The organism is Streptomyces sp. NBC_00016, assembly GCF_045040885.1.
Taxonomy (GTDB): domain Bacteria; phylum Actinomycetota; class Actinomycetes; order Streptomycetales; family Streptomycetaceae; genus Streptomyces; species Streptomyces coriariae.
Window position 1 is genome coordinate 7,622,516 of record NZ_CP108304.1, and the last position, 20,504, is coordinate 7,643,019.

Annotated in this window: 20 protein-coding genes and 1 pseudogene; 13 read left to right on the forward strand and 8 right to left on the reverse strand. The window is 71.6% G+C overall.

Annotation, left to right across the window (positions count from 1 at the left end):
- Nucleotides 1–17 precede the first annotated feature (17 nt).
- The 4 genes from scpB (at nt 18) to OG933_RS33715 (ending at nt 3,601) form a co-directional block, all read left to right on the forward strand.
- Nucleotides 18–590 (forward strand): SMC-Scp complex subunit ScpB, encoded by a 573-nt coding sequence (gene scpB, locus OG933_RS33700; protein ID WP_323178983.1) that lies wholly within the window; start codon nt 18–20, stop codon nt 588–590.
- Nucleotides 587–1,780, forward strand: coding sequence for a pseudouridine synthase (locus tag OG933_RS33705; RefSeq protein ID WP_405630616.1), 1,194 nt, complete (start codon nt 587–589; stop codon nt 1,778–1,780). Before scpB ends, OG933_RS33705 begins: the two co-directional genes overlap by 4 nt.
- Nucleotides 1,781–1,853: 73 nt before the next feature.
- Nucleotides 1,854–2,582: an NUDIX hydrolase gene (locus OG933_RS33710; RefSeq protein WP_405630618.1), complete on the forward strand. Its 729-nt coding sequence runs from the start codon at nt 1,854–1,856 to the stop codon at nt 2,580–2,582.
- Nucleotides 2,579–3,601, forward strand: a complete 1,023-nt coding sequence (locus tag OG933_RS33715; protein WP_405630619.1) for an ADP-ribosylglycohydrolase family protein — start codon at nt 2,579–2,581, stop codon at nt 3,599–3,601. Before OG933_RS33710 ends, OG933_RS33715 begins: the two co-directional genes overlap by 4 nt.
- Nucleotides 3,602–3,613: 12 nt before the next feature.
- Here the strand turns inward: OG933_RS33715 and OG933_RS33720 are convergent, their stop codons facing one another.
- The 3 genes from OG933_RS33720 to OG933_RS33730 are packed head-to-tail and all read right to left on the reverse strand — an operon-like array spanning nt 3,614 to nt 5,296.
- A complete protein-coding gene (locus OG933_RS33720) occupies nt 3,614–4,033 on the reverse strand; it encodes a Rieske (2Fe-2S) protein (RefSeq protein ID WP_362272233.1) in 420 nt (139 codons plus the stop codon).
- Nucleotides 4,030–4,614 carry a DUF6529 family protein gene (locus OG933_RS33725; RefSeq protein ID WP_405630622.1) on the reverse strand — a complete coding sequence of 195 codons (585 nt, stop codon included), beginning with the start codon at nt 4,612–4,614 and terminating at the stop codon, nt 4,030–4,032. Before OG933_RS33725 ends, OG933_RS33720 begins: the two co-directional genes overlap by 4 nt.
- Nucleotides 4,615–4,636: 22 nt before the next feature.
- Nucleotides 4,637–5,296, reverse strand: coding sequence for a hypothetical protein (locus OG933_RS33730; RefSeq protein ID WP_405630624.1), 660 nt, complete (start codon nt 5,294–5,296; stop codon nt 4,637–4,639).
- Nucleotides 5,297–5,490: 194 nt separating this feature from the next.
- On the opposite strand from OG933_RS33730, the gene aroH reads away from it, so the two are divergent.
- From aroH to der, 5 genes are all read left to right on the forward strand, one after another.
- Complete coding sequence (gene aroH / locus OG933_RS33735; protein WP_362528258.1) at nt 5,491–5,853, forward strand: chorismate mutase; 363 nt, start codon at nt 5,491–5,493, stop codon at nt 5,851–5,853.
- Nucleotides 5,850–6,935, forward strand: coding sequence for a prephenate dehydrogenase (locus tag OG933_RS33740; RefSeq protein WP_362528261.1), 1,086 nt, complete (start codon nt 5,850–5,852; stop codon nt 6,933–6,935). Before aroH ends, OG933_RS33740 begins: the two co-directional genes overlap by 4 nt.
- A 130-nt stretch (nt 6,936–7,065) precedes the next feature.
- The gene (gene cmk / locus OG933_RS33745; protein WP_405630627.1) at nt 7,066–7,752 is read left to right on the forward strand and encodes a (d)CMP kinase; all 687 of its coding nucleotides are present in this window, start codon (nt 7,066–7,068) and stop codon (nt 7,750–7,752) included.
- The gene (locus OG933_RS33750; RefSeq protein ID WP_267020665.1) at nt 7,749–8,402 is read left to right on the forward strand and encodes a 1-acyl-sn-glycerol-3-phosphate acyltransferase; all 654 of its coding nucleotides are present in this window, start codon (nt 7,749–7,751) and stop codon (nt 8,400–8,402) included. The genes cmk and OG933_RS33750 overlap by 4 nt, the downstream gene beginning before the upstream one ends.
- Before the next feature lie 87 nt (nt 8,403–8,489).
- A complete protein-coding gene (gene der / locus OG933_RS33755) occupies nt 8,490–9,971 on the forward strand; it encodes a ribosome biogenesis GTPase Der (protein WP_362528268.1) in 1,482 nt (493 codons plus the stop codon).
- A gap of 61 nt (nt 9,972–10,032) precedes the next feature.
- Here the strand turns inward: der and OG933_RS33760 are convergent, their stop codons facing one another.
- Together OG933_RS33760 and OG933_RS33765 are read right to left on the reverse strand one after the other, a co-directional pair.
- The gene (locus OG933_RS33760) at nt 10,033–10,434 is read right to left on the reverse strand and encodes a hypothetical protein (RefSeq protein WP_362528271.1); all 402 of its coding nucleotides are present in this window, start codon (nt 10,432–10,434) and stop codon (nt 10,033–10,035) included.
- Between the two features lie 127 nt (nt 10,435–10,561).
- A complete protein-coding gene (locus OG933_RS33765) occupies nt 10,562–11,344 on the reverse strand; it encodes a hypothetical protein (protein ID WP_020128177.1) in 783 nt (260 codons plus the stop codon).
- A gap of 538 nt (nt 11,345–11,882) precedes the next feature.
- On the opposite strand from OG933_RS33765, the gene OG933_RS33770 reads away from it, so the two are divergent.
- Both OG933_RS33770 and OG933_RS33775 read left to right on the forward strand, forming a co-directional pair.
- A complete protein-coding gene (locus OG933_RS33770; RefSeq protein ID WP_405630630.1) occupies nt 11,883–12,575 on the forward strand; it encodes a transglycosylase family protein in 693 nt (230 codons plus the stop codon).
- Nucleotides 12,576–12,659: 84 nt separating this feature from the next.
- Entirely contained in the window at nt 12,660–13,700 is a 1,041-nt protein-coding gene (locus OG933_RS33775; RefSeq protein WP_362528276.1) for a YafY family protein, read from the forward strand.
- Nucleotides 13,701–13,740: 40 nt separating this feature from the next.
- On the opposite strand, the pseudogene ctaD reads toward OG933_RS33775, so the two are convergent.
- A pseudogene (gene ctaD, locus OG933_RS33780) lies at nt 13,741–15,273 on the reverse strand (cytochrome c oxidase subunit I); the annotation flags it as partial.
- 363 nt (nt 15,274–15,636) lie between these two features.
- On the opposite strand from ctaD, the gene OG933_RS33785 reads away from it, so the two are divergent.
- Nucleotides 15,637–15,852, forward strand: coding sequence for an I78 family peptidase inhibitor (locus OG933_RS33785; protein ID WP_142269589.1), 216 nt, complete (start codon nt 15,637–15,639; stop codon nt 15,850–15,852).
- A 115-nt stretch (nt 15,853–15,967) separates the two neighbouring features.
- Here OG933_RS33785 and OG933_RS33790 read toward each other — a convergent pair whose 3' ends face one another.
- On the reverse strand, nt 15,968–17,014 hold the full coding sequence (locus OG933_RS33790) for a phosphatase PAP2 family protein (RefSeq protein WP_362528279.1): 1,047 nt from the start codon (nt 17,012–17,014) through the stop codon (nt 15,968–15,970).
- 205 nt (nt 17,015–17,219) lie between these two features.
- Complete coding sequence (locus OG933_RS33795; protein WP_405630633.1) at nt 17,220–18,416, reverse strand: mannosyltransferase family protein; 1,197 nt, start codon at nt 18,414–18,416, stop codon at nt 17,220–17,222.
- Nucleotides 18,417–18,732: 316 nt separating this feature from the next.
- Between OG933_RS33795 and OG933_RS33800 the strand changes: the two genes are divergently transcribed.
- On the forward strand, nt 18,733–20,334 hold the full coding sequence (locus OG933_RS33800) for an MFS transporter (protein WP_362528284.1): 1,602 nt from the start codon (nt 18,733–18,735) through the stop codon (nt 20,332–20,334).
- Nucleotides 20,335–20,504 lie beyond the last annotated feature (170 nt).

Consider the following 20,504-nt stretch of genomic DNA (forward strand, 5'->3'; position numbering starts at 1 on the left):
CCCTGGAGGCCGTCCTGATGGTCGTCGACGAGCCCGCGACCGAGGAACACCTCGCGAAGATCCTCCAGCGGCCCCGGCGCAGGATCGCGGACGCGCTGCGCGAGCTGGCCGACGAGTACACCGTGCAGGGGCGCGGCTTCGAGCTCAGGCTCATCGCCGGCGGCTGGCGGTTCTACACCCGGCCCGAGTACGCCGCGGCCGTCGAGGGCTTCGTGCTGGACGGACAGCAGGCCCGGCTCACACAGGCGGCGCTGGAGACCCTGGCGGTCGTCGCGTACCGCCAGCCGGTCAGCCGCAGCAGGGTCTCCGCGGTGCGCGGAGTGAACTGCGACGGCGTGATGCGCACCCTGCTCCAGCGCGGTCTGGTCGAGGAGGCGGGCGCGGAACCCGAAACAGGTGCGATCCTGTACGTGACGACGAACTACTTTCTGGAGCGGATGGGCCTGCGCGGTCTGGACGAGCTCCCGGAGCTCGCGCCCTTTCTCCCCGAGGCGGAGGCGATCGAGGCCGAGATGCTGGAAGGGGTCCCGTCGTTCGATCCGGACGCACCGGATGCAGATGCAGACGACACGACGACGACGGAACTTTGATGCGAAGCAGTGGCAGCGGCAGTGGCAGGAACAACGGGCGCGGCAAGCCCCGGGGGACCGGCGGGGGCGGTTCCCAGCCGAGGGGCGGCTCGGGAGGCCGCGACGACCGGTCGAGGGGTGGTTCCGGAGGTCGTGACGACCGTTCCAGGGGCGGCTCGGGAGGTCGTGACGACAGGCCGACGGGCGCGGGGGGCCGCGACGACAGGCCGAAGCGTCCGAGCAAGCCCCGTCCCGAGGAGCGTCGCTACGACGTGGGCCCCGGCGCCACCCATGAGGGCCCGAAGGCCGGGCGCGGCGGTGCGGCCCGGGGCGGCGCCAAGGGCGGCCCCAGGCAGGGCCAGCAGCGCGGCGGACGCACGGAGCCGGCGCGCTCCCGCGAGTACGAGACGCGCGCCGAGGAGCGCAACAGGGACCGGTACGCCGACAAGAAGGAAGTGAAGCTGCCCAAGACCTTCCCGGGCGCCGAGCAGGAGGGCGAGCGGCTGCAGAAGGTCCTTGCGCGCGCGGGCTACGGCTCCCGGCGCGCCTGCGAGGAGCTGATCGAGCAGGCGCGGGTCGAGGTCAACGGCGAGATCGTCCTGGAGCAGGGCAAGCGGGTCGACCCGGAGAACGACGAGGTCAAGGTCGACGGCCTGACGGTCGCCACCCAGTCGTACCAGTTCTTCTCGCTGAACAAGCCGGCCGGTGTCGTCTCCACGATGGAGGACACCGAGGGCCGTCAGTGCCTCGGTGACTACGTGACCAACCGCGAGACGCGGCTGTTCCACGTCGGGCGGCTCGACACCGAGACCGAGGGCGTCATCCTGCTCACCAACCACGGCGAGCTGGCGCACCGGCTGACCCACCCCAAGTACGGCGTGAAGAAGGTCTACCTCGCGCACATCGTGGGTCCCATCCCGCGTGACCTGGGCAAGCGTCTGAAGGACGGCATCCAGCTGGAGGACGGGTACGCGAAGGCGGACCACTTCCGGGTCGTCGAGCAGACCGGCAAGAACTACCTGGTCGAGGTGACCCTGCACGAGGGCCGCAAGCACATCGTGCGCCGGATGCTGGCGGAGGCCGGCTTCCCGGTCGACAAGCTGGTCCGCGTCGCCTTCGGTCCGATCACCCTGGGCGACCAGAAGTCGGGCTGGCTGCGCCGGCTGTCCAACACCGAGGTCGGCATGCTGATGAAGGAAGTCGAGCTTTAAGGACTCCTGAAGCTCCCAGGGCTTGTGTGTGACCGCACCCCCTTTTTATAGTCGTGGTGACTATTAAGAGGGGGTGTTCGTCGTGCCGGGTTACGACAAGTACGCCCACGAACCCTTCGCCGTCACCGTCGACCTCGCCGTCCTCACGCTCCGCGCGGGCAGCCTGCACGTACTGCTCGTCGAACGCGGCCAGGAGCCGTACGCCGGCCGGTGGGCGCTGCCGGGGGGCTTCGTGCTGCCGGACGAGTCCGCGGAGACCGCCGCCCGGCGGGAACTCGCCGAGGAGACCGGTTTGAAGGACGTCTCCGGGCTGCACCTCGAGCAGCTGCGCACCTACAGCGAACCCGACCGCGACCCCCGGATGCGGGTCGTGTCCGTCGCCTTCGCCGCGCTGCTGCCCGACGCCCCCGAGCCGACGGGCGGCGGCGACGCGGCCCAGGCGCGCTGGCTGCCGTACGACGACGCGAAGCCGCTCGCCTTCGACCACGACCGGATCCTGGCCGACGCCCACGAACGGGTCGGCGCCAGACTCGAGTACACCTGCCTCGCCACGGCCTTCTGCCCGCCCGAGTTCACCCTCGGCGAGCTCCAGCAGGTCTACGAGACGGTGTGGGGGACCGGCCTGGACCGGCCCAACTTCCGCCGCAAGGTGCTCGCCACCCCGGGCTTCGTCGAGCCCGTGCCCGGCGGCGCGCGCCTCACCGGCGGCCGCGGCAAGCCCGCCGCCCTCTACCGGGCGGGCGCCGCCACCGCGCTCCACCCGCCCCTGCTGCGACCGCCCCGGGAAGGACGATCCGCATGACCACCTCGACCACCGTCAGGAAGCGGGCCACCGGGTCCCTGCTGGGACTCGCGCTGGGGGACGCGCTCGGGTTTCCCACCGAGTTCAACGACGTTCCGTCGATCCTCGCCAAGTGCGGGCCCTGGCGGGAGATGGAACTGCCGAAGCGCGCCTTCGTCTCCGACGACACCCAGATGACCCTGGCCCTGGGCCGGGCCCTGCGGACCGCCATGGACCGCGGGCTGCTCGTGCCGACGTCGCTCGCGCACCCGCTGCGCGCGGAGTTCGTGGACTGGTACCGGTCGCCGGACAACAACCGGGCCCCCGGGCGGACCTGCCTGACGGCGTGCAGCCTGCTCGAGGACGAGAACCGCGGCTGGCAGGACGCCAGTCAGATCGGTTCCAAGGGCTGTGGCGCCAACATGCGGGTGGCGCCCGTCGGGCTCGTCCCCGGGCTCAGCGAGGAGCAGCGAGCCGGTGCCGCCCAGCTCCAGTCCGCCCTCACCCACGGGCACCCCACCGCGCTCGCCGCCTCCGACCTCACCGCCCACGCCGTACGGCTGCTCACCCAGGGTGCCGAGCCGGCGGCCCTGGTCGGGCTCCTGAGGGCCTACGCCGTCGACAACCGTTCCCGCTACCACCACCGCTGGCTCGGCGACCTGTGGACCCGCAGCCAGGACCCCACCCCGGAGCACTTCATCGCGCGTGGCTGGGACGAGTGCCTCGGCGTGCTGGAGCGCCTCGGGGAGGCGCTGCGCGACCCCGCGCCCGAGACCGACCCGTGCCTGGCCACGGGGGCGGGGTGGATCGCCGAGGAGGCCCTGGCGACCGGTCTGCTGTGCTTCCTGCTCTTCCCGGACGAGCCGGTGACCGTGCTGCGCCGGGCCGCCTGCTCCTCCGGGGACTCCGACTCCATCGCCTGTCTGGCGGGCGCCTTCGCGGGCGCGTACGCCGGGGCCGACGCCTGGCCGACGGCGTGGGCGGACCGGATCGAGTACCAGGGGGAGCTGGTGACGCTCGGGGCGCTCTGGGACCAGTGACCCGGCAGGGGTTCAGGTCAGCTTGATCGAGCTGCCCTCGACGGTGATCTGCTCCGTGGGCAGCGGCTTGGTCGCCGGGCCGCCGGCCACCGATCCGTCGGCGATACGGAACTCGCTCTTGTGGCAGGGGCAGTGGATGATGCCGTCGGCGACGCTGCCGACGGTGCAGCCCTGATGGGTGCAGACCGCGGAGAACGCCTTGAAGTCGCCCTTCGTCGGCTGGGTGACGACGACCTTCTCCTCCGCGAAGATCTTGCCGCCGCCGACGGGGATGTCGGTGGTCTTCGCCAGCGCCTGGCCGGCGGAGGCCTTCGGGGACTGCTCGGACGAGGAGTCGTCCTCGTTGCCGTACTCGCCGCAGCCCGTGGCGAGCGCGGCTGCCGCGCCGCCCGTCGCCAGGAGAACCGTGCGCCGTGTCGCGGGGAGGGTCATGTCGTCACTCCGAACGTGCGGAAGAACCAGAGGGCCGAGGTCAGCCAGATGATCGTGAGTACGGCGAAGACGAGTCCGCCGACGACCGGCAGCAGCCATCCCGGGAGTCGCTCCGAACGGAGCAGCAGCATCTTGGCACTGAATGCGCCGAAGAAGAAGCAACCCAGGAGGGAGTGCCACATAACGCGCGTTTCGTATGTCTGATAGCCAAGCGCGTACAGGCAGTGCACCGCAACCGGGACCGCGATCAGAAAGGCCGCGCGACCCGACCAGCGGTGCAGCCTGCCGGACCAGGCGGGTCCCGGCAGCCTGCCGTACAGCATCGCGGCGGAGACGAGCTGGATCAGCGCGAAGAACATCGCGGCCGTCGCCAGCCAGGACTTGACCGCGCCCGTGCTGCTGAAGCCGGCCAGGTTGAAGGCCGTCCCGGCCGGGTCGTGGACCTTGCCGTAGACGCCCAGGGCGAGCGCCACGGCGGCGGCGACCAGCGCCGGGACCAGGTAGCGGGCGGGGTGCGGGCCGGGCCGTGCGGGACCGGGGCCGGGGAAGCCCTGGGTGGCGGCGTTCGGGTCGACGGTCATGGTGGCTCCCTGCTCGAAGGGGTCAGGGCGTGGCGGGGCGGGCCGTGAGCTGCTGTCCGTCGACCGTCACCGCGCCGGTCTCCGGGTCGATGGCCGGCGCGGGGGAGGGCTTGCCGTCGCGGGTGAGGATGCCGACCTGGGTGCCGTCCTTCAGCACGATCCAGCCGCCGTCGATCTTCGCGGAGCGCACGGTGGCCGTCGCCCGCCACAGCCCGGACGGCTTCGTCGCCCGGTCCGCCGAGAAGGCGTGCCCTCCGCCGCCCACGGTGACCGTGCCTTCGACGCGCTTGCCGTCCTGGAGCGTGCCGTCCAGTTTCGCGCCGTGCTGGCCGGTGAGCCGCAGCGTGCCGTCGTCCTCGACGTCGCCCTTGAGCCAGGACTCCTCGGTACGGCCGTCGCAGTAGTACGCGATCGCCTTGCCGTCGCGGACGGTGACGGCGATCGCCGCCGCGTCGTCGTCCGTGCGGCCGGCGTAGTCGGCGTCGGCGGCCGGGACACGTGAGGGGGAGGGGGCCGGGGTGGGCGCGGTCGACGCGGCGCTCCGGGCGGGGGTCGGACTCGGTGACGTCTCCTCGTACGAGGACGAGGCGGTCTTCGTCCCTGTCGTCGCGTTGAGCGTCAGCAGGAACAGGCCGAGCACCAGTCCCGCGAGAAGGGTGAGCAGGGGTCCTGGACGCTTCATGTCGGGCCTTCCCCGATGCGGGTGTCCTGCCGTCAGAGTGCCATGAGAGCGCAGGCCGCACCCGTCGTAAAGGGCGTACGGGGGCGTTCCCGTCTCGGCACGCGGGCGGCGCGCACCGGACCGGCTCGGGCTGACTAGGCTGGCTGCGTCAGGAGCCGTAGTCGGCAGTGGGTACGTCAGCAAGGAGCAGCGCCGTGGCGGTACGAGCGGTCCGGGGAGCCGTCCAACTCGAGCGGGACGAGGCCGGCCACATGGACGAGCAGGTCGGAGCCCTGCTCACCGCCGTCCTGGAGCGGAACTCGCTCGGCGCCGACGACCTGATCAGCATCTGGTTCACGGCCACCCCCGACCTGCACAGCGACTTCCCGGCGGCCGCGGCCCGCAAGCTCGGCATCGTCGACGTGCCGCTGATCTGCGCCCAGGAACTCGACATCGCGGGCGCCATGCCGCGGGTCGTGCGCATCCTGGCGCACGTCGAGTCCGGCAAGGCGCGCGCCGACATCAACCACGTCTACCTCGGGGCCGCGGCCGCCCTGCGCAGGGACATCGCCCAGTGAGGACCGCGCTCGTCATCGGAACCGGGCTGATCGGCACGTCCGCCGCGCTGGCCCTGGCCCAGCGGGGCGTCGTCGTCCACCTCGCCGACCACGACCCCGGGCAGGCCCGTACGGCGGCGGCGCTCGGCGCCGGCACCGACGCGGAGCCCGAGGGCCCGGTCGACCTCGCGATCGTCGCCGCGCCGCCCGCGCACGTGGCCGGTGTGCTCGCCGACGCGATGCGCCGCGGGGTGGCCCGCGGCTACCTCGACGTGGCCAGCGTGAAGGGCGGGCCGCGCCGTGAGCTGCTGGCGCTCGGCCTCGACCTGTCGTCGTACATCGGCAGCCACCCCATGTCCGGCCGGGAGAAGTCGGGCCCGCTGGCCGCGACCGGTGACCTCTTCGAGGGGCGCCCCTGGGTGCTGACGCCGACCCGGGACACCGACACCGAGGTGCTGAACCTCGCCCTGGAGCTGGTCTCGCACTGCCGTGCCGTCCCGGTGGTCATGGACGCGGACGCCCACGACCGCGCGGTGGCGCTGGTCTCGCACATGCCGCACCTGGTCTCCAGCATGGTCGCGGCGCGTCTGGAGCACGCCGAGGAGGCCGCCGTACGGCTGTGCGGACAGGGCATCCGGGACGTCACCCGGATCGCCGCCTCCGACCCCGGCATGTGGATCGACATCCTGTCCGCGAACCCGGGGCCGGTCGCCGACCTGCTCACCGACGTCGCCGCCGACCTGGAGGAGACGGTCCGGTCCCTGCGCGCCCTGCAGTCCTCCGACGACTCCAAGCGCCGCGAGGGCGCCGACGGCGTCCAGGACGTGCTGCGTCGCGGCAACGCGGGCCAGGTCCGCGTTCCCGGCAAGCACGGGGCCGCTCCGCGGGCGTACGAGGTGGTGGCGGTGCTCATCGACGACCAGCCCGGTCAGCTGGCCCGCATCTTCGCCGACGCCGGACAGGCGGGCGTCAACATCGAGGACGTACGCATCGAGCACGCGACCGGACAGCAGGCGGGTCTGGTGCAGCTGATGGTCGAGCCGAAGTCCGCGGTGGTGCTGTCCTCGGCGTTGCGCGAGAGAGGCTGGGCCATCCGGCAGTAGGCGTCCCGCGGCCCGGGCACCCGGCGCGGACCAGGTACCGGCCGGACGAGTGACGCGCGGCCGGTAACCTTGTGCGGGGCGCGGTCGCGTCCCGCACACCCACCGCCTCGCACCAGGAAGGTGTCCTCCCGTGGAAAACGGCGCCGCCCAGCCCGTGATTGTCGCCATCGACGGCCCCTCGGGCACGGGCAAGTCGAGCACGTCCAAGGCCGTGGCCGCCCAGCTGGGGCTGAGCTACCTGGACACCGGCGCCCAGTACCGGGCGATCACGTGGTGGATGGTGACCAACGGGATCGACATCGAGGACCCCACGGCGATCGCCGCCGTCGCCGGCAAGCCGGAGATCCTCTCCGGCACCGACCCGGCCGCCCCGACGATCACGGTCGACGGCATCGACGTGGCCGGCCCGATCCGCACCCAGGAGGTCACCGCCAAGGTCAGCGCGGTGAGCGCCGTACCCGAGGTGCGGGCCCGGATCACCGAGCTCCAGCGCTCGCTGGCGGCCTCCACCGAGCAGGGGATCGTCGTCGAGGGCCGGGACATCGGCACGACCGTGCTGCCCGACGCCGACCTGAAGATCTTCCTCACCGCCTCCCCGGAGGCCCGGGCCGCCCGGCGCAGCGGCGAGCTGAAGGGCGCGGACGTCCACACCACCCGGGAGGCGCTGATCAAGCGGGACGCCGCCGACTCCTCCCGCAAGACCTCCCCGCTCGCCAAGGCGGACGACGCCGTCGAGGTGGACACCACGGAGCTGACGCTGGCCCAGGTCATCGAGTGCGTCGTCACCCTCGTCGAGGAGAAGCGGGCCGCGAGGTGACCACCGGGTCCGTGCCCTCGGAGAAGGGCGCCGAGGTCGGGCGGCGCATCGGCGTCGGCCTGATGTACGGGCTGTTCAAGCCGCGGGTGCTGGGCGCCTGGAAGGTGCCGGCGAGCGGCCCGCTGATCTTCGCGATCAACCACTCGCACAACGTCGACGGTCCGATGGTGATGGGCGTTGCGCCGCGGCCGACGCACTTCCTGATCAAGAAGGAAGCGTTCATCGGCCCCCTCGACCCTTTCCTGACCGCCATCGGGCAGCTCAAGGTCGACCGCGACACCACCGACCGGACGGCGATCACCCGCGCGCTGGGCGTGCTGGAGAACGGCGGGGTCCTCGGGATCTTCCCGGAGGGCACCCGCGGCGAGGGAGACTTCGCCGCCCTGCGCGCCGGGCTCGCGTACTTCGCGGTGCGCGGCGGGGCCCCGATCGTGCCCGTCGCCGTGCTGGGAAGTTCCGAACGGCGCGGACGGTTGATAAAGGCACTGCCCCCGCTGCGCTCCCGCGTCGACGTCGTCTTCGGCGAACCGTTCGACGCGGGCGACGGTAGCGGGCTGCGCACCCGCAAGGCACTGGACGCCGCCACCGAACGCATCCAGAAGCAGTTGGCCGCACACCTGGAAAACGCCAGGCGCCTGACCGGGCGCTGAGCGACACTGAATACCGAGTAGTGGATCAACCAGAACAAAACGGCTGTTCCACCGATCACCACGAATGAACGACGAGGTACGGACTTCATGAACGACCACATCCAGCCCGACGGCTCGGAAGCCTTCGAGCACGATCACGGGGCGCTCGGCGACGCCGAGTACGCGGAGTTCATGGAGCTCGCCGCCGTCGAGGGCTTCGACGTCGAGGACGTCGAGGGGGCGATCGAGGCCGCAGGGCACGGGCCGCTGCCGGTGCTCGCCGTCATCGGCCGCCCGAACGTCGGCAAGTCGACCCTGGTGAACCGGATCATCGGCCGCCGCGAGGCCGTCGTCGAGGACAAGCCGGGCGTCACCCGCGACCGCGTCACCTACGAGGCCGAGTGGGCGGGCCGCCGCTTCAAGCTCGTCGACACCGGCGGCTGGGAGCAGGACGTCCTCGGCATCGACGCCTCCGTGGCCGCGCAGGCCGAGTACGCGATCGAGGCCGCCGACGCCGTCGTCTTCGTCGTCGACGCCAAGGTCGGCGCCACCGACACCGACGAGGCGGTCGTACGGCTGCTGCGCAAGGCCGGCAAGCCCGTCGTGCTGGCCGCCAACAAGGTCGACGGCATGAGCGGCGAGGCCGACGCGGCCGCCCTGTGGTCCCTGGGCCTCGGCGAGCCGCACCCGATCTCCGCTCTGCACGGCCGCGGCACCGGCGACATGCTGGACGCCGTCCTGGAGGCGCTGCCGGAGGCCCCCGCGCAGACCTTCGGCACCGCGGTCGGCGGCCCGCGCCGCATCGCGCTCATCGGCCGCCCGAACGTCGGCAAGTCCTCGCTGCTGAACAAGGTGGCCAACGAGGACCGTGTCGTCGTCAACGAGATCGCGGGCACCACCCGCGACCCGGTCGACGAGCTGATCGAACTCGGCGGTGTGACCTGGAAGTTCGTCGACACGGCGGGCATCCGCAAGCGCGTCCACCTCCAGCAGGGCGCCGACTACTACGCCTCGCTGCGCACCGCGGCCGCCGTCGAGAAGGCCGAGGTGGCGGTCATCCTGATCGACGCCTCCGAGTCCATCTCGGTCCAGGACCAGCGCATCGTCACCATGGCGGTCGACGCGGGCCGCGCCCTCGTCATCGCGTACAACAAGTGGGACACCCTCGACGAGGAGCGCCGCTACTACCTGGAGCGGGAGATCGAGACCGAGTTCGCCCAGGTCGCCTGGGCGCCCCGGGTGAACGTCTCGGCGCGCACCGGCCGGCACATGGAGAAGCTGGTCCCGGCGATCGAGGCCGCCCTGGCAGGCTGGGAGACCCGCGTCCCGACGGGCCGCCTCAACGCCTTCCTGGGCGAGCTGGTCGCCGCCCACCCGCACCCGGTCCGCGGCGGCAAGCAGCCGCGCATCCTCTTCGGCACCCAGGCCGGGACCAAGCCCCCGCGCTTCGTCCTCTTCGCCTCCGGCTTCATCGAGGCGGGCTACCGGCGCTTCATCGAGCGCCGTCTGCGCGAGGAGTTCGGCTTCGAGGGCACGCCGATCCACATCTCGGTGCGGGTGCGCGAGAAGCGCGGCACCAAGAAGAAGTAACGGCACCACGACCGGAGGGCGGCACCCGTGACGGGTGCCGCCCTCCGGTCGTGATCAGTGATCAGAAGGACCTGCGGGGGGCCGGCGGGAGCGCCGCCGGGACGTGGTGCATCGCGGTCGGCGCGGCCTGCTGGCCGAGCTGCCCGACCCGCTGCCACTGGGACTGCTGCCCGACCCGCGCGCTCTGCGCCCCCGCGCTGTAGGCGCTGTAGGAGCTGCTGAACGACCCCGGGCGGGGCGCCGGGTAGGAACCCGTGTGGTGCGGGATGTTCCCGAAGGCGGTGAACCCCAGTTCGTCCTCGCCGCTGCGGTCGCCGGGCAGCGAACGGAACGTCTTGACGTACTCGGCGTAGAGCGCGTCGTAGATCGGCGTGGCCGATGGGCCGCCTGACGCGTCCTGGGCCGGTCGCGCGGACGGGATCGACTGGAAGGACGGGCGGCGGGGAACGTCGTAGGTGTGCACGTATGTCCAAACGACGCGGCACGGGAAGGGATGCGGCTCGGCAGGCGGCCTCAGGGGGGCGCGGGGCCGCGTCCGTGGACGTCCTGTCGGTCGCCGTACGGCCGCGGTCCCCGCCCGGTGGGCGAACTCAGGTGCCGGCGAGCGGAAGTGCCGCCCCGACCAACTGCCCGTTGGCCGCGGCCTTGTCCAGCGCGTCCCGCAGCAGGTCCTCCCGGGGCTGACGCCCGATGGAGCCCACCGGCGCCGCGAACATCAGCACCTGCTGGTGCTTGTTGGCGGCGGCCCGCCAGCCCTCCGTCACCTGCAACGGCTGGTGCGCCTGCCACCAGGCGACCGGCTGCCCGCCGTTCACCGAGGGCTGGAGCACCGCGTGCAGCTGGCCCATCGCGAGCAGCACGGACCAGCCGTGCTGCACCGGCGGCACCTCGGTCAGCTCGGACAGCGGCATGAAGCCCTGCTCGATGAGGAGCGGCAGGAAGTCGTCGCCCGCGCCGGTCGTGCCGGGCCGCACGATGGGCGCGGTCGGCTCGACGACCAGGGCCGGGTGCAACTCCCCGGCGATCAGGACGAGTCCGCTGGTGACGCCGAGCACCGCCTGCTCGGGTGCGACCTTGTCGGGGTCCAGGTCGACGGTGTCGCCGTTGATGGAGCGGACCGCGCCCTGGAGCTGCTCCTCGGTGACCTGGACGACCTGCGAGGGCAGACAGGTGGAGTGGGCGAAGGCGAGAACGGCGGTCTCGTCCCCGATGAACAGGACGGTGCTGGTGCGCTCGTTCTCGGAGTCGCCCGGGGTGCGGCAGGACGTGCAGTCGTAACTGCCCGGGGCGTTGTCTCCGGCGAGCAGCCGGTCGGCTTCTTCGTTGCCGATCTCGGCGCGTACCTCGTCGCTGACGTCGAGCATGCGCGGCACGGGTGACTCCCTCGGATGCGGTGCGTGGGCGAGGCGGGTGGCCCCCGGCTCGTGGTCCGGGTGGGTCCCCGGCTCATGAAGAAGACAACGGGCGATCTGTGGCCAGGGTCACGCTGGACGGCGAACGGAATCGAACCAACCTGCGCGCGCGGTCACGATGCGTGCGGAATCCGCCACTCCATGCCAAGTAACGGAGAGGTCACGGAAGTTGATTCGGTGAGCTGACTCACAGTCCGCGCGGGGCCCTGGTCGACAAATCCGGAAATGAGGGAACGAAGTAGGTGGCCGAAATTCGCCGCTACCTAGGGTAACTGCGAACTGGCCTGGGACAACGGGGAGTTGGTTGATAACGAACCGTCAGCTGCCTAGATTGCTCCGCCGTGTGCAACGAGCACCGCTCGGGTACGTCCGCCGGCCGCGCAGAGCCAGACATCGCGCAGCACCACCGCCGGCGGACGGGCCGGGCGTGACGACCGCGTCCCTGCGCGGCCGGCACGCCCCGGCCAGGGGGAGCCCGGGTTCGTAGAGAGGGATCTACATGTCCGAATGTGCCGATATCCACACCCGCACCTCGTCGCGCAAGACGGCGGTCCTCGCCGGGGCGATCCTGCTCGCCCCCCTCGGACTGCTCAGCACGACCGGCAACGCCACGGCGGCCGACAGCGGGGTGTGGGACCGCATCGCCCAGTGCGAGAGCGGCGGCAACTGGTCGATCAACACCGGCAACGGCTACTACGGCGGGCTCCAGTTCTCCGCCGGTACCTGGCGCGCGTACGGCGGCACCGCCTATGCGTCGACCGCCGACAAGGCCAGCAAGGCACAGCAGATCTCCGTCGCCACCAAGGTGCAGAACGCCCAGGGGTGGGGGGCGTGGCCGACCTGCTCGGCGCGCGCCGGAGCGTCAGGCAGCGCACCGGGGGCCGGATCGTCCTCGGCCGAGTCGAGCTCCGCCAAGTCGGGCTCCTCGAAGTCGGGCTCCTCGAAGTCCGGTAGCTCCAAGTCCGGCACCTCGAACTCCTCGCAGTCGGGTTCCTCGAACGCGCCGGAGCGCTCGACGGCCCAGACCTCGCGCGGTACGGGCCGTGGTGACTACACCGTCCGCGAGGGCGACACCCTCAGCACCATCGCGACCCGCCACGGGCTGACCTGGCAGCGGGTCTACGCGGCCAACAAGGCCGTCGTCGGCGGCGACCCCGACCTGATCGTGCCCGGACAGCGCCTCACGCTCTGAGCCGTTCCCCCTCCGGGACACGGTGACCCCATCCGGCGGGACGGCCGGGTGGGGCCCACCCACCTCGTGGGACACACTGGGCGCATGCTGGAGACCTCCGCCCGACTGCTGCGCCTGCTCTCCCTGCTCCAGGCCCACCGCGAGTGGTCCGGCGCCCAACTCGCCGACCGGCTGGGAGTCACCTCGCGCACGGTGCGCCGGGACGTGGACCGGCTGCGCGAGCTGGGCTACCCGGTCAACGCCAGCCCCGGCACCGGAGGCGGCTACCAGTTGGGCGCCGGCGCCGAGTTGCCGCCGCTGCTGCTGGACGACGACGAGGCCGTCGCCGTCGCGGTGGGGCTGCGGACGGCGGCCGGGCAGGGCATCGAGGGCATCGGCGAGACCTCCGTACGGGCCCTGGCGAAGCTGGAGCAGGTGCTGCCGCACCGGCTGCGGCGCCGGGTGGGCGCCCTGAACGCCTTCACCGTGCCGATGCTGCGCGGCCCGCGGTCCTCCGCCGTGGACCCGGCCGTCCTCACCGAGCTCGCCCATCTCTGCCGGGACGCCGAACGCCTGCGCTTCGACTACCGGGGGCACGACGGCACGGCGACCCGCCGCACCGTCGAACCGCACCGCCTGGTGTGCACCGAGCGCCGCTGGTACCTGGTCGCCTGGGACCTCGACCGCGCCGACTGGCGTACGTTCCGGGTGGACCGCCTCACGCCGAGGCCGCCGCACGGGCCGCGCTTCGTACCGCGCGAGCCGCCCGCCGAGGACCTCGCCGCGTACGTCTCGCAAGGCGTCTCCACGCGCGCGTACGCCACCCGGGCCACCGTCCGGCTGTTCGTGCCGCTGGCCGAGGCCGCCGAACGGATCTCGCCCTCGGCCGGCACGCTGGAGCCCGACGGCGACCGGGCCTGTGTGCTGCGCACCGGCGCCGCGAGCCTCGACGTGATGGTGATCCACGTGATGATGGCGGGCTTCGAGTTCGAGGTGCTGGAGCCCGTGGAGCTGATCGAGGCGATCAGGACGGCTCGTGACCGGCTTGATGGCGCTTTGGCTCGGGCTGCGGGATCTCGGCCGCGTACTGCGGATGGTGCAGGTCGAACGCCGGGGACTCCGAGCGGACCTTCGGCAGCGTCGTGAAGTTGTGCCGGGGCGGCGGGCAGGACGTCGCCCACTCCAGGGAACGGCCGAAGCCCCAAGGGTCGTCGACCTCGACCTTCGTGCCGTACTTGGCGGTCTTCCAGACGTTGTAGAGGAACGGCAGGGTGGAGAGGCCGAGCAGGAACGAGCCGATCGTCGAGACGGTGTTGAGCGCGGTGAACCCGTCGGCGGCGAGATAGTCGGCGTACCGGCGCGGCATGCCCTCGGCGCCCAGCCAGTGCTGCACCAGGAACGTGGTGTGGAAGCCGACGAACAGCGTCCAGAACTGGATCTTCCCGAGCCGCTCGTCGAGCAGCTTCCCGGTGAACTTCGGCCACCAGAAGAAGAAGCCGCCGAAGATCGCGAAGACCACCGTGCCGAAGACGACGTAGTGGAAGTGGGCGACCACGAAGTACGAGTCGGAGACGTGGAAGTCCATCGGCGGCGACGCCAGGATCACTCCGGTCAGGCCTCCGAACAGGAAGGTCACCAGGAAGCCCGTAGCCCACAGCATCGGCGTCTCGAAGGAGATCGAGCCCTTGATCATGGTCCCGGTCCAGTTGAAGAACTTCACGCCCGTGGGGACGGCGATCAGGAAGCTCATGAGGGAGAAGAACGGCAGCAGCACCGCGCCCGTGACGAACATGTGGTGCGCCCACACCACGATGGACAGCCCGGTGATCGCCATCGTCGCGCCGACCAGGGTGAGGTAGCCGAAGATCGGCTTGCGGCTGAAGACCGGGATGATCTCCGTGATGATCCCGAAGAACGGCAGCGCGATGATGTAGACCTCGGGGTGCCCGAAGAACCAGAACAGGTGCTGCCACAGCAGCGCTCCGCCGTTGGCCGCCTCGAACACCTGCGAACCGAACCGCCGGTCCGCCTCCAGCACCAGCAGCGCGGCCGCCAGCACCGGGAACGCCATCAGGATCAGGATCGACGTGAAGAGCGTGTTCCAGGTGAAGATCGGCATCCGGAACATCGTCATGCCGGGCGCGCGCATCCCGATGATCGTGGTGATGAAGTTGACCGCGCCGAGGATCGTGCCGAAGCCGGCCAGCGCCAGGCCCATGATCCACAGGTCGGGGCCGATCCCCGGCGAGTACTGCCGGCTGTTCAGCGGCGCGTAGGCGAACCAGCCGAACGCCGCCGGGCCGTCCGGTGTCAGCAGCGAGCCCAGCACGGTCAGCCCGCCGAACAGGAACAGCCAGTACGAGAGCATGTTCAGCCGGGGGAAGGCCACGTCCGGGGCACCGATCTGGAGCGGCATCAGCTCGTTGGCGAAGCCCGCGAAGGACGGGGTCGCGAACAGCAGCAGCATGATCGTGCCGTGCATCGTGAACAGTTGGTTGAACTGGTTGGCGTCCACGATCTGCAGCCCGGGCCGGGCCAGTTCGGCCCGCATCAGCAGCGCCATGATCCCGCCGACGAGGAAGAAGGCGAAGGACGTGATCAGATAGAGGTGGCCGATCTTCTTGTGGTCGGTGGTGGTCAGCCAGTCGACGACCACCCGGCCGCGGCCCCGGTGACCGATGTCCCCGGTTCGTGCCGCCGTCACGGTCTGCGTCCCCATCGCTCGCTCGCCCCTTCGTTCGCCCTGTCCCGGGCCCGCCGGCGTCCCGGGTGCGTACGGAGGATGTGTGGGGGAGCCGTGTATTTCCTATGAGCAGTCAGCTCCCGCGATCCCGCACGGAATCGTAATGCGGCGGGGTCCTGGGACGGTACCCCGCGAACTTTCCGACGGGTTATTCGAGGCGGCCGGGCGACACGCGGGAATTGCGTTCGAATTCGCGCGGAAGGCGCACGAAACCGCTCGTCCGTGTGAGGGAGTTCGACCGAAACGCATGTCGTGATCCTGTGACAGAAGTGTGACCGGAGTGATCCGTATCGCCGGTCCGGGGTTCCCGGGGCGGGGCTCGCCGCCTAGCGTGGCGGTATGGCACCGAATCCCACTCCGCCAGCGGAGCCCCAGGACAATCCGGACGGATACGTCGGCCTCGAGGCCGCACGGGCCGAGCGGCTCGCGCGCGAACGGGGGTGGTCGACGGTGCGTGAACTGGCGCCCGGGACGATCATCACCATGGAGTACCGCTTCGGGCGGCTGAACTTCGAGGTGCGCGACGGGCTGGTGGCGCGCGCCTGGAAGGGCTGAGGCGCCCGAAGAGGCGGGGCGAGCACGGCGAAGGCCCCGGTTCCCGTCTTCGGGAACCGGGGCCTTCGGGCGCGGAACCGGGTTGTGCGTACCGGGGTTCCGCTGTTCGGGGAGGTCAGCCGCCTGTCAGCGGTCGGGCCGCGGAGGTCGCGGCGCCGCGCGGGAGGCGGTCGGCGTGCGGTGGCCGGCGGCTGCCGACCGGGGTGACCGGGGTGCGCTCCGAGCGGGGCGTGTGCGGGCCCGGCGCCAGATGGACCGGCGCCCGCGGCGGACGGGCCGGTTGCGCCGGCTCGCGGGCCGCGGAGGCCTCCTCCTGGGCCGGCGCACCCGAGACGAACGGCACGGGTACGGCGACGGGTGCGGCCGGAGCCGGAGCGGGGGCCGGAGCCGGGGCCGTACCGGCGCGGCGGTCGCGCCAGCGGTCGCGCAGGTCGAAGATCGCGACCTCGGCGCGCGCGATCAGCGGCTCGCACCAGGGCAGCGCCAGCAGGATCAGCAGACCCGCGGCCCAGCCGAGCACCACGTCACTGAGCCAGTGCGTGCCGAGGTAGACCGTGGCGAGGCCGACGCCGAGCGAGGTCACCGCGGAGAGCGCGGACAGCCAGCGGCGGGCCCTCGGGGTCGAGGCCAGATACGCCAGGATTCCCCAGGTCACGACCGCGTTGGCGGTGTGGCCGCTGGGAAATATATCGCCGCCCAGGCCCATCTCGTTCGAGCCGATGGTGGTCGCGTAGTGCGGTCCGAGCCGGCCCATGCCGAGCTTGGCGGCCCCGACGGTGAGGTTCAGCAGCAGCAGCGAGGCGCCGAGGGTGAGCAGCGGGCGCACGGTGTGCTGCCGCCACGATCTCCAGCCGAGCCAGGCGGCGACCATCACGGCGGTCGGACCGCGCTGGCCGAGGACCACGTAGTAGTCGACGAACCAGTGGATGCCGGACCACTGCTGGTACGGCCGGAAGAACATGACCAGCCAGTCGAGGCGGACCAGCCACGAGGTGATCACCACGAGCCACACGATCGCCAGATAGAAGGCCAGGGTCGCCAGGAACAGCGCGACCCGGTGCCTGCTCATCTTCGGCACATCGATGTGGGCCGGTCGTTCCGGCTCCCGGTCGAGCCTGGCGAACACCCGGTCCAGACGGGTGAGGTTTTGTTCGGTACGCACCTAAACGACGTTACAGCGAGTGAGCTCGAGACCCGGCCGATTCCGCTGGTTTGTGATGACGATGTGATGTGGGATTGCTCTCAGAAGGCCGCTTATTCCTGTGTAATCGCTAATGGTCGAACAGTGTTCCCTTCAATTCCTTTGATCATTCCAGGAGATAGTTTTAGGGAACGTATGAAAGGGTTCACCGAAAAGCCGGATTCTCTTACGGCGGACCGCTGCCGTTCAGCCACCACGCGCCGTACCCGGCCGAGGCCACCGCGAGGCACCCCACCACCAGCGCCGACCTGGACGTCCGCAGCCGGGCCAGGGCCAGGGCGAGCGGCAGCAGCAGTGGGAACGCGGGCAGCAGCAGGCGCGGCTTGGAGCCGAAGTAGCTCGACGCGCACAGGGCGAGGGCGAGGACCGCACCCGCGTACACCAGCAGCGGAAGGGGCTGGCGCTGCCGCACACAGACGACGTACAGCCACAGCAGCAGGGCGACGCCGACGATCAGCCCGAGGCCGGCGAGGGCGGACGGGAATGACGTGAACTTGTCGGCGACGAAGCGGGCGAAGGCGTAGCCGCCGTCGAAGCCGTTGCGCCAGCCCGCCTGGACGTCGAAGTAGCCGAGCGGGCCCCTGCCGGTGTGGTGGCCGACCCACAGGACGTATCCGGCGGCGCCGAGGGGCGCGAGGAGCATGCCGAGGGCGCGTGGCGCGACGCGGGCGGCGGTCGCCCCGGCCCCGCGCCGGGGAGCGGCCTCGGCGGTCGGCGACTCCCGGTCACGGACGAAGGACGCCACGCCCGCCGCCCACACCGCCGCGACCACCGCGAGTCCCACCGGACGGGTCAGACCGGCCAGCGACGCGAGAACTCCCGCGGTCACCCACCGGCCGGTGAGCACCGCGTACAGCGACCAGGCGGCCAGCGCGGTGAACAGTGACTCGCTGTATGCCATCGACTGCACGATCCCGACGGGCAGAACGGCCCACACCAGCACCGCGCACACCCCGGCCCGGCGGCCGTACACCTGGTCGGCGACCGCGAACACGCCCCAGGCGGCGGCGAGCGACGCGAGCAGGGACACGACGAAACCGGCGTCGGCGTACGACAGCGGGGTCACCGCGTGCAGGAGCCTTTCCAGCCAGGGCAGCAGCGGGAAGAAGGCGAGGTTGGAGTGGACGTCGCCGTTCGGCAGACGGACCTCGTAGCCGTAGCCCAGCTCGGCGACCCTGGTGTACCAGAGGGCGTCCCAGCGGGCGGTCAGCAGCGTGTACGCGCTCTTGTCGCGGGCGGCGCTCCACACGACCAGCGCGAGCAGACCGAGGGCACGCACGGCCGCGTACCCCAGGAGGGCGGGGGCCGCCCGGCGCAGGGTCGCGGAGCCGGGGGGCGTCACGCGCGTCTCAAGATCGGTCACGGGCTCGATTATCGACGGCCCGCCCGGCGACCGGATCCGCCGGGGCGGTCGGGACCCCCGGGAGGAGGTGCGCGGAGCCGCCACGGGGAGGGGCACGGGGGGTGGCCCGGACAGGGCGCGGGAGTGGCGTACGCCACATGGGTTGCCCGTGGGTGGTGAGAGGTCCGCCACGTGGCCCTGGCGCGAACTCGCGTACGCTGCGTTCCACTCGTGTTCGTTTGCGCGGGCCGGAGACACCGCTCCTCTCCGGCCGAGCCGCGGGGAGTCCCCACCCCGTGAGCCCGCCGAACCGGGGGATCACCTGGGAGGTACGTACATGTCCGGGACGACCACGGCCGCCGCTGGGCTGCGCCGTCGGGCGGCCGGGGCCGGTGCCAACCGCTGGGTCGTCCTGGTGGTGCTGTGCGTCAGCCTGCTGCTGGTCGCCGTCGACGCGACGGTGCTGCATGTGGCGGTGCCGGCGGTCACCGAGGACCTGCGGCCCGGCGCGATCGAGCTGCTCTGGATCGTCGACACCTATCCACTGGTCTGCGCCTCGCTGCTGATCCTTTTCGGCACGCTCGGCGACAAGGTGGGCCGCAGACGCATCCTGCTGCTCGGCTACGCCCTGTTCGGCGTCGCCTCCGCGCTGGCGGCGTTCGCCGGGACCGCGCAGACCCTGATCCTGGCGCGGGCGCTGCTGGGTGTCGGCGGCGCGATGATCATGCCCGCGACGCTGTCGATCCTGCGCCAGGTGTTCCCCGACCGGCGTGAGCGGGCGCTCGCGATCGGCATCTGGAGCGCGGTGGCCGCGGTCGGTGCCGCGGTCGGCCCGCTCCTGGGCGGCTTTCTGCTCGAGCACTTCTGGTGGGGCTCGGTCTTCCTCGTCAACATTCCGCTGATGCTGGTCAGCCTGCCGGTGGGACGGCTGCTGCTGCCCGAGTCACGGGGCGCGGCGGACGGCCCCTGGGACGTGGTCGGCGCGCTGATGGCGGCGGCCGGTCTCTTCGGTGTCGTGCTGGGTGTGAAGCGGCTGGGCGGTGGGGAGCTCGGGTTGTTCACCGTGGCGCCGCTGCTGGTGGGCGCGGTGCTGATCGTGCTGTTCGTCCGCCGTCAGCGACGTCGCCTGCATCCGCTGGTGGATCTGGGGATGTTCCGGCGGCCGGCCTTCAGTACGTCGGTCGGGTGCATCGTGCTGGCGATGCTGGCGCTGGTGGGTCTCGAACTGATCGCGGCACAGTACTTGCAGCTGGTGCTGGGACTGTCTCCGCTGGAGACGGGCCTGCGCCTGCTGCCCCTGACCTTCGCCGCGATGGCGGCCGGGCTGGCCGGGGCACGGCTGCTCCGGCAGTTCGGGCCGCGCCGGATGGTGTGCGGGGGGTTCGTCCTCACGGCGCTGGCGGTGCTGACACTGACCGCGATGGGCGGGTCGGACAACACGGGACTGCTGCTGCTGGGGTTCCTGCTGCTGGGCTTCGGCCTGGAGACGACCTTGTTCGCGGCGTACGAGTCGATGCTGAGCGAGGCGCCGCCGGAGCAGGCGGGCGGGGCGGCGGCGATCGGGGAGACGTCGTACCAGCTGGGGGCGGGGATCGGGATCGCGCTGCTGGGAAGCGTGATGAACGCCGCGTACGCGCCCGGACTGAAGTCCGTGCCCGGGGTGCCGGCGTCGGCGTCGGACGCGGCGGGGCATTCGCTGGGCGAGGCGTACGAGGTCGCCGGGCAGTTGGGCGGGCCGGTCGGGGTCGCACTGCGGCGGGTCGCGCGGGACAGCTTCGTGCACGGGTTGCATGTCACGCTGGTGGTGAGTGCGGGGCTGTTGCTGCTGGGGGCGCTGATGGCGTTGCGGTTGCCGCGGGTCATGCAGTGCGAGGCGCCTCCGGCGGAGGTGGAGCTTCCTGCGCCCCGCGGAGTCGTGGAGTCCCGCGTCTCCGCGTGAATCTCCCACCCACGCACCGTCCGTTTGCTGTCGGTCGAAGGGTGAGCGTTTCCTGTGGGGGCGCATCGCCGTCGGCGGCTTGAGGCTTGAGGCTTGCGGTCCATGGCTCGCGCGGCGCGTACTGGACGTGCGGGACGGCGCGTCGTAACGTCTCGGGCGATGGTGTAACT